The 9,959-nt window shown below is 72.2% G+C and carries 2 protein-coding genes; both read right to left on the reverse strand.

Annotated features, from left to right (window positions below):
- Nucleotides 1-2,292, reverse strand: a 2,292-nt coding sequence (locus GRC12_RS36920) for a condensation domain-containing protein (protein ID WP_208784500.1), incomplete at its 3' end; no start/stop codon positions are given.
- The coding region (locus tag GRC12_RS36925) for a non-ribosomal peptide synthetase (RefSeq protein ID WP_208784501.1) at nucleotides 2,289-9,959 on the reverse strand (7,671 nt) is incomplete at its 5' end. The genes GRC12_RS36920 and GRC12_RS36925, both read right to left, overlap by 4 nt.

Raw genomic sequence — 9,959 nt, forward strand, 5'->3', positions numbered from 1 at the left:
GGGGGCGGGTGCTCCGGCGGGGATGCGGTACTGAACGCTGTTGACGGTGGCCTCGGTGGCTCCGTACACATTGAGGACGGCGGCGTCGGGGCGGCGGGCCCGCCAGCGGTCGGCGACCTCCCCGAGGAGGAGTTCCCCGCCGAGCATGATCAGCCGGCTCGGTGAGGCCCCGGTGGGCAGTGCCTCCAGCAGGGCGAGGACGCTGGGTGTGCCCTTGAGGAAGGTGGCCTCGGGCCCCTCGGCCGCCCGCTCGTCGAGGTCGGCGACGTGCACCAGGCCGCCGGAGACGAGCGTGGTGTAGAGGGCCGTGACGGTGAGGTCGAACGAGATCGGCGAGTGCAGCAGCGAGGTCCCGGTCATCTCCGGGTAGGCGTGCCGGGCCCACTGCAGATAGGCACCGAGCGACCGGTGCTCGATCACCACGCCCTTGGGACGCCCGGTGGAACCCGAGGTGTAGATGACGTACGCCGGGTTGGCGGGAAGCGGTGTCGTCGCCGGGGCGGTGTCGGGACGGGCGGCGAGGTCGGCCGCGAGGGCCGGGTCGTCGAGAAGGAGCCTCGGTGCCTCGCAGGCGGGAATCCGGGAGTCAAGTGCTCGGGTGGTGAGAAGGAGCGCCGGCCGGGTGTCGGCGAGCATGAACGCGATGCGGTCGGTCGGGTGGTCGGGATCCAGGGGCAGGTAGGCTGCGCCCGTCTTGAGGGTGGCGAGCAGCGCGACGACCGTGTCACAGTCCCGGGGCAGCGCGATGGCCACGAACCGCTCGGGGGCCGCGCCCCGGTCGGCGAGTGCCTGGGCGAGGCGGTTGGAACGGGTGTCAAGATCGGCGTACGAAAGGGTCCGGCCGCCGCTGGTGACCGCGGGGGCGTGCGGGGTGCGGGCTGCTTGAGCGCGGAAGAGGTCGAGGACCGAGGTGTCGGCGACCTCGTGCGCGGTGTCGTTCCACGCGCCGAGGACGCGGTCCCGTTCCTCCTCGGTGAGCACGTCGAGGCGTCCGACGGGCTGGTCCGGGTCGGCGACGATGGCGCGCAGCACGCGGACGAAGCGGTCCAGGATTCGCTGGGCGGCAGCCTCGTCGAAGACGTCGGGCCGGTGGCTGAGCCGGAAGGTCATGGTGTCGCGGGCGGAGGCGATCAGCAGCAGCGGGTAGTGGGTGGCCTCGCGGTTCTTGCCGGGAGCCAGGCTGATGGCGGCGCCGATGCCGGTGCCTGCGGTGCCGGACCGGTTGACCGGATAGTTCTGGAACACCATGGAGGTGTCGAAGAGTTCACCGTGTCCGGCGACGCGCTGGATCTCGGCGAGGCCCAGGTGCTGGTGGGGAGTGAGGGCGGCCTGTTCGTGCTGGACCCGGGCGACGAGGTCGGCGAGCGGTTCCGCGGCCCGCAGCCTGATCCGTGAGGGCAGCGTGTTGATGAACAGACCTACCATGCGCTCGACGCCGTCGAGCTCCGGCGGGCGCCCGGAGACGGTGGTGCCGAAGACGATGTCCTCGCGTCCGAGGTGTTTGCCGAGGGCGATCGCCCAGGCGGTCTGCACCATGGTGTTGAGCGTGACCCCGTGGCCGCGGGCCATCTCGGTCAGGGCGGAGGTGTCCTCCTGGGAGAGGGCCGCCCGGACCTCGGCGCCGGCCACGGCGGCGCGGTCGGCGTCTGGGGCCACGAGGGTGGGCTCGACGAGGTCGGCGAACGTGTCGCGCCAGGCGGTGCGGGCGGCGTCCCGGTCCTGCTCCTCCAGCCACTTGAGGTAGTCGCGGTACGGACGGACCCGGGGCAGGGCGCTGTCGTCGCCCGAGGCGTCGTAGAGCGCAAAGAGGTCGCCCATGAGGACGGGCAGGGACCAGCCGTCGAGCAGGAGGTGATGGTTGGTCAGGACGAGCCGGTGCCGGTCGGCGGCGAGCCGAAGCAGGGTGAAGCGCAGCAACGGTGGCCGGGCCACGTCGAAGCGGGTGGCGCGCTCGGCGGCGATCAGGTGGGCGGCGGCGTCGGCGCGTTCGGCCTCCGGGAGGCCGGTCAGGTCCCGTTCGTTCCAGGGCAACCGCACATCCCGCATCACCAGTTGGGCCCAGTCGCCGCTCTTGCGCTGGCGGAAGGCGACCCGCAGGTTGGCGTGCCGGGCCAGCAGCTTCTCGGCGGCCGCCCGCAGAGCGGCGGTGTCCAGGGCGCCGCCGATGTCGAACGACATCTGGACGACGTAGGGGTCGAGTTCGCCCTCGTCGTAGACGCTGTGGAAGAGCAGGCCCTCCTGGAGCGGGGCCAGTGGCAGGATGTCCTCGATCTTCCGCGCGGTGCGACTCACTTGCTGGCCTCTTCTTCCTTCTCGAAGTCGTGCGGCTCGTCGTCGAGTTCGTCGAGTTCGTCGAGTTCGTCGGCGTCGTCGAACAGGTCGTTCAGTTCCTCCTCGAACGCCTCGATCTCGTCCTGTCCGATCGAGGACAGCGAGACGTCGGAGGGGGTGAGGCCGCCCGCGTGCGGGTTCTTGGAGTGGGTGACCAGGGCGCTCAGCGCCTGGAACCACAGGTCGGCCAGCTCGCGCACCTCGGCTTCGTCGAGGATTCCGTCGGCCCAGGTCCAGAACGCGACGAGTTCGGAGCCGTCCGGGCCGTCGTGGGTGCGGGCGTTGAGCTCCAGCGGGTGGGCGAGCGGCAGGTGCGGGGGGTCCCCGGCGACCGCGTCGACCCCGGTGACCGGGGTCCAGTCAGCGGCCCGGTCTCCGGCGGCGGCGGTGAAGCGGCCGAGATAGTTGAACGCCACGTGGGGCGCTGCCAGGTCATCGAAGACGGGCGCGGTGGCCGGGTTGAGGTGACGGACCAGGCCGTGGCCCATGCCCTTGTCCGGGACGGACCTGAGGTTCTCCTTGACCCGTTTGGCCACGGCACCGGCGGCCGGACCGCCCCCGAAGGCCCCGGCCAGGTCGGCGCCGCCGGTGTCGAGCCGCACCGGGTAGAGGTTGGTGAACCAGCCGACGGTGCGGGACAGATCGGCGCCGTCGACGAGGTGTTCCTCCCTGCCGTGGCCCTCCAGGTCCAGCAGCACGCTCGGGCCGCCGTGCCGCCAGCGTGCCCAGGCGAGGGTGAACGCGGCCAGCAGGATGTCGTTGATCTCCGCGTGGAAGGCCGCCGGGACACGGGTGAGCACGGCCTCGGTGACGTCGGACGACAGGGTGCGGGTCAACCGGCCGGCCGTCGCCTGGGTGTCCTGAACCGGGTCCAGGGCGCGCCGGCCCAGCGGGGGCCCGTCCGCGCGCAGGACGTCCTGCCACCAGGCGGCGTCGGCGACCCACGCGGCCTTGCCGGCTTCCTCCGTCAGGCCTGCGGCCCAGCGGCGCAGCGAGGTGCCCACCGGCTGCAGCCGGGGTTCCCGTCCGGCGGCGAGCGCCTCGTACGCCTCGGCGAGGTCGGGGATGAGGACGCGCCAGGAGACTCCGTCGACCACCAGATGGTGGATGACCAGGAGCAGCATTCCGGGGGTGTCCCGGCCGCAGTCGAACCACACGGCCTGTACGAGCTGTCCGTCGGCCAGGTGCAGCCGGTCGCGTGCGGCGGTGCCCGCGTTCGTGACCAGGGCGTCGAGTTCGTCGCCCGTGACGTCCGCGACGTCCACGCGCCGGACGAGGGTGCTCGCGTCGACGGCTCCGGCTTCGCGGACCTCCAGCCGCCGTTCGGGGGCCGGCGTGAGGCGGGCGCGCAGGGCGTCGTGGTGGTCGAGCAGAGTCTGTAGGGCCCCGGTGAGGGCGTCGGCGTCGAGGGCGGCCGGCACCCGCAGGACGGCGGACATGTTGAAACCGTCGAGGTCATCGGTGCGGGCGAGCAGCCAGTGCATGATCGGGGTCAGGGGGACGTCCCCGATGCCGGCACCCGGTTCCTCGACCGCCTCCCCGCTCGTCTCCGTGACGACCTCGGCGAGCGCCGCCACGGTCCGCTGTTCGAACACGTCCCGCACCGACAGTTCCAGACCGGCCCGCCGTGCCCGGCTGACCAGCTGGATCGACATGATGCTGTCGCCGCCCAGGTCGAAGAACCCGTCATCGGCACCGACCTCGGACAGCCCGAGAACGTCCGCGAACAGTCCGCACAGCACCTTCTCCCGCTCCGTGCGCGGTCCACGCCGGTCGGCACCGGAGCCGAAGTCGGGGGCCGGCAGAGCCCGCCGGTCCAACTTGCCGTTGGCGGTGAGGGGCAGTTCGCCGAGGACCACCACGGCGGAGGGGACCATGTAGTGGGGCAGCTGCTGTTCGAGGTGGGTCCGCAGCGAGCGGCCCAGGTCGGCGTGGTGCCCCCGGTTCTCCGGCACGACGTACGCCACCAGCCGGAGCGGAGCGTCCGGGTCCTCCCGGGTGACGACGACCGCGGTGTCGACGGCCGGGTGGTCGCCGAGCACGGCCTCCACCTCACCGGGCTCGACCCGGAACCCACCGATCTTGACCTGGTGGTCCGCCCGGCCGAGGAACTCCAGCTCGCCGCGGTGGTTCCAGCGCACGATGTCACCGGTGCGGTAGAGCCGGCTGCCGGGCTGGCCGAACGGCGAGGCGACGAAGCGTTCCGCCGTCCGGTCGGGGCGGCCGAGATAGCCGCGGGCCAGCTGGGCGCCGCCGATGTAGAGCTCGCCGCGTACCCCGGGCGGCACCGGGCTCAGTGCGCGGTCCAGCACGTACACCGACGCGTTCCACAGGGGCTGGCCGATGGAGGCGGCGGAGGGCCACTCGTCGATGTCGTCGGGGAGCGTCGCGGTGGTGGCGGCATGGGTCTCTGCCGGTCCGTAGATGTTGTGTGCCATCCGCCGCCAGCTGCTCGCGCAGAACTCGCGCAGCTCGTGGCTGAGCCGGAACTGTTCGCCGCCCTGGAAGAGATCGGTGAGGGAGTCGAGGCGTTCGCCGGTGTCCGCGGCCGCGGCCAGCACGGCGTCGATCACGAGCGTCGGCGCGAACAGCTCGTTGATGCCGTACCGGGTGATCCATCGGGCCAGCTCGTAGGCGTCACGGCGGACATGCTCCTCCGGGATCACCAGAGTCTTGCCGGCGACGAGCGCCTGGAGGATCTCCTGCACCGCGAAGTCGAAGGAGACGGCGAGGAACTGCGCGGTCCGGGTGCCGACGCCGCCGCTGTAGGTGCCGGTGTGCCAGGCGAGCAGGTTGACCAGTGAACTCATCGGCATCACCACCCCCTTGGGGGCACCGGTGGAGCCGGAGGTGTAGACGACGTAGGCGGGGTGCCCGCGGTGCGTGGGACGCACCCGGTCGGCGTCGGTGAGGTCGGTGTCCGGGGCGGCGGCGAGCGCCCGGACCGTCTCCGGGGCGTCGAGCACGACGGTCGCCGCCAGGGCGGCGCCCAGCGTCGGACGGACCGCCGCGTCGGTCACGACGATCCGGGGCGCGCAGTCGCTGAGGACGGCGCGCAGCCGCTGCTCGGGGGCCGTGACGTCGAGAGTGAGGTAGGCGGCCCCGGCCTTCAGGGTTGCGAGCAGGGCGACCACCAGGTCGGGTGAGCGGGGCAGCGCGATCGCCACCACGTCCTCAGCGCCCACCCCCGAGGCGGCCAGCAGGTGCGCCAGCCGGTTGGCCCGGGCGTTCAGCCCGGCGTACGAAAGGGTCGTGTCCTCGCTGATCAGTGCGGTCGCCCGAGGCTCGGCGGCGACCTGCCGTTCGAAGAGCACAGGGACCGGGTCCGCGGGCACGTCGTGCGCGGTGCGGTTCCACTCCTCCAGTACCCGCCACCGTTCGGCGGGCGCCATCACGTCGAGCCGACCGATGGGCCGGCCGGGGTCGGCGACGACTGCGTCGAGCACCCGCAGCAGCCGGTCGGCGAACTCCCGGGCGGTGCCGTTGTCGAACAGGTCGGCGTTGTACTCGACGGCCGCGCGCAGCCCCTCGGGTTCGCCGTGCGGGCCGTAGCGTTCGTCGAAGAAGAACGCCAGGTCGAACTTGGCGCGGCCGGTCTCCGGTGCCCGGACGTCGACGGTGAGGCCCGGCAGGCGCAGGACGTCAAGAGCCTCCTGGTTGTTGTCGAAACCGAGCAGGACCTGGAAGAGAGGGTGGCGGGCCAGGGACCGGGTGGGGCTGAGCACCTCGACGAGCCGCTCGAACGGCACGTCCTGGTGCCCGTACGCGGCGAGGTTGGTCTCCCGGACCCGCGCGACGAGTTCGGTGAACGTCGGGTCCCCCGAGGTGTCGGTGCGCAGCACCAGCGTGTTCACGAAGAACCCGACGAGGTCCTCCACGGCGGCGTCGGTACGGCCGGCGACGGGAGAGCCGATGGGGATGTCGGTGCCCGCGCCGAGCCGGGTCAGCAGGGTGGCGAGGGCGGCCTGCGTCACCATGAACAGACTGGTGCCGGTCTGCCGGGCGAAGGCGGTCAGCCGCGCGTGCAGGGCCGCCGGCACCTCGAAGGGCACCCGGCCACCACGGTGGGACTGCCGGGGCGGGCGAGGCCGGTCGACGGGCAGCTCCAGCTCCTCCGGCAGATCGGCCAACGCGTGCTTCCAATGGGCGAGTTGCCGGGAGATCTCGCTGTCCGGGTCGTCCTCGGAGCCGAGCACCTCGCGCTGCCACAGCGTGTAGTCGGCGTACTGTACGGGCAACGGCGTCCAGGCGGGGGCCTCGCCACGGGTGCGGGCGGTGTAGGCGAGGGACAGGTCGCGGGCCAGGGGGCCCATGGACCAGCCGTCGCCGGCGATGTGGTGCACCACCAGCACCAGGACGCGTTCCCCGTCGCGCGCCGAGAACAGCCAGGCTCGGACGGGCAGTTCGGCGGTCAGGTCGAACGGGTGGGCCGCGGCGGCACGCACCCGCTCCTCCATCTCACCGCGGGCCACATCCACCTCGGTCAGTTCCGGCAGCGCGTGTGCGGCGGGCAGGACGATCTGGCGCGCCCCGTCGGCGTCTTCGGCGAACAGCGTGCGCAGCGACTCGTGCCGTGCCACGACATCGGTGAGCGCCTGCCGCAGGGCAGCACGGTCGAGCGCGCCCTTCAACCGCAGCGCCACCGGGATGTTGTAGGTGGCGCTCGGGCCCTCCAGGTGGTTCAGGAACCACAGCCGCTGCTGCGCGTACGACAGCGGGATCCGCGCCGGTCGCGCCGCCGGTGTGACTGGGCTGCGGGCGCCTTCGGCGTCGTCGAGGGCGTCGACGACACCGGCGACGGTGGGGTCCTCGAAGAGCCGGCGGATGGAGAGCTCCACGCCGAGCACCGCGCGGATCCTGCTCAGAAGCCGCACCGCGGACAGCGAGTGACCGCCGCGGTCGAAGAAGTTGTCGTCGATGCCCACCGAGGAGACGCCGAGCATTTCGGCGAAGACGGTGCACAGGATCTGCTCCCGCGGGCTGCGCGGGGCCCGGGACCGCACGGGCCACACGCCCGCCCCGGCGGCTTCCGTGCCGTCGAGGGCGTCGACGAGCCGCAGTTCACCGTCGGCCGACCAGCGGGCCGACCGTCCCGTGCGGTACATCCAGCTCGCGTGCGCGAACGGACACGGCGACCACCGCTCCTGTTCCGCGGGCTCCCCGGCCGGACCGGGGCCCGTCACGTACAGGGTGCCCGGTACGCCGGGCGGCACCGGGCCCAGGGAGTCGTCGAGGACGTAGGCGCGAGCCCGTTCCGCCGCTGCGACCAGGGACACCCTGGCCAGGGCGGCGGCCACCGCGGGCCGGGTGGCGTCGCTCCACTCGTCGAGCACGACCGTGCGCTCGGCCGGGTCCAGGAGGTCGACCGCCCCGATGGTCCGGTCGGCATCTCGCGTCAACGCGGTCAGCAGGCGCACGAAGCGGTCGGCCACGGAACGGGCGGTGCTCCGGTCGAACAGCTCCGCGGAGAACTCCAGGGATCCGGTGACGCCGGCGGGCCGGCCCGCGCTGTCGAAACGTTCCGTCAGTTCCCAGTTGAGGTCGAACTTCGTGTCCTCAATGGGCAGTTGTTCCAGTTCCACCGCCAGCCCCGGCAGCTTCGCCACCTCGGCGACGGTGGCCCGGGGGTCCGTGTTGTGCAGGGTGAGGCACACCTGGAACAGGGGATGCCGCGCCAGCGAGCGCTCCGGGTTGACCGCCTCCACCAACCGCTCGAACGGCAGATCCTGATGCGCGTACGCCGTGAGGCTGCGCGCCCGGACCCGCTCCACGAGTTCGGTGAGCGTCGGATCGCCAGAGGTGTCGGTCCGCAGCACCAGTGTGTTGGCGAAGAACCCGACCAGTTCCTCCACCGCCGCGTCGGTACGGCCGGCGATCGGCGAGCCGATGGGGATGTCGGTGCCCGCCCCGAGCCGGGTCAGCAGCGCGGCCAGCCCTGCCTGTAGGACCATGAACAGGCTGGAACGGGTCGTGCGGGCCACCTCGGTGAGGGCCTCGTGGAGTTCGGCGGGCAGCCGCAGACCCACCTGCCCGCCGCGTTGCGTCACCACCTCACTGCGCGGCCGGTCGCAGGGCAGTTCCAGCTGGTCGGGCAGACCCGCCAACATCTCGGTCCAGTAGGCGAGTTGGCGGCTGATCTCGCTGTCCGGGTCGTCCTCGGAGCCGAGCACCTCGCGCTGCCAGAGGCTGTAGTCGGCGTACTGCACCGGCAACGGAGCCCACTGGGGAGCCGCGCCCCGCACCCGGGCCGCGTACGCCGTCGCCAGGTCCCGGGCCAGCGGTCGCATCGACCAGCCGTCCCCCGCGATGTGGTGCAGGAGCAACAGCAGGACGTGTTCGTCGGCGCCGACCTCGAACAGCGTGGCCCGCACGGGCGGTTCCACGGCGAGGTCGAACGAGTACCGTGCCGCCTCCACCAGCCGGTCGCCGAGCCGGTCCTCGTCCACCGCGACGACGTCGAGGTCCACGACGACCTCGGAGGGCTCAAGGATCACCTGGGCGAAGCCGTCCTCGTCCTCGGTGAACACGGTGCGCAGACTCTCGTGCCGTCCGACCACGTCCGCCAGCGCCCGCCGCAGCGCCTCCCGGTCCAGCGGTCCCGTCAGCCGCAACGCGCCCGGCGCGTTGTAGGCGGTGCTGCCGTCCTCCAGCAGACTCAGGAAGCGCAGCCGCTGCTGGGCGTACGACACGGGGATGCGGTCCGGTCTGGCTCCGGCCGTGACACCGGGACGCCGTTGCGGGACCGCGTCCTCTTCCAGCGCTGCGGTGACGCCGGCGATGGTGGGGGTCTCGAAGAGCTGCCGGATGGGCAGTTCCGCGCCCAGGACGGTGCGGATGCGGCTGACGAGTTTGGTGGCGAGCAGGGAGTGACCGCCCAGCCGGAAGAAGTCGTCGTCGATGGTGACGCTCTCGACACCCAGCACCTCCGCGAACAGGGAGGAGAGCACCTCCTCCCCGGGGGTGCGGGGGGCGCGGCCCGCTGCCGTCTCCAACTCGGGGGCGGGCAGGGCCCGCCGGTCCAGCTTGCCGTTCGGGGTCAGCGGCAGCGCGTCCAGGACGACGAACGCGGACGGCACCATGTACGCCGGCAGTTGCGCGGCCGCGTGAGCGCGCAGGTCGTGCACGTCCGCAGCGGTGCCGACAACGTACGCGGTCAGACGCCGATCCCCCGGACGGTCCTCCCGCACGATCACCGCCGCCTGCACGACACCCGGATGAGACATCAACACCGCCTGGATCTCACCCAGCTCGATCCGGAAACCCCGCACCTTGACCTGGTCATCCACCCGGCCCACAAACACCAGCTGACCATCAGCACGCCAACGAGCCACATCCCCCGTCCGATACATCCGCGCACCCGCAGGCCCATACGGATCCGCCACGAACCGCTCCGCCGTCAACCCCGCACGCCCGTGATACCCCCGCGCCAGCACCACACCCGCCACATACAACTCACCCGCCACACCCGGCGGAACCGGCCGCAGCCCCCCATCCAGCACATACGCCCGGGTGTTCCAAAACGGACGCCCGATCGGCACCGGACCCGACCCCACCACCTCACCCGGCTCGATCCGGAAATCCGTGCAGTTGACCGTCGCCTCCGTCGGACCATACGCATTGACCACCGT

Source organism: Streptomyces griseorubiginosus, from assembly GCF_017614965.1.
GTDB lineage: Bacteria > Actinomycetota > Actinomycetes > Streptomycetales > Streptomycetaceae > Streptomyces > Streptomyces griseorubiginosus_B.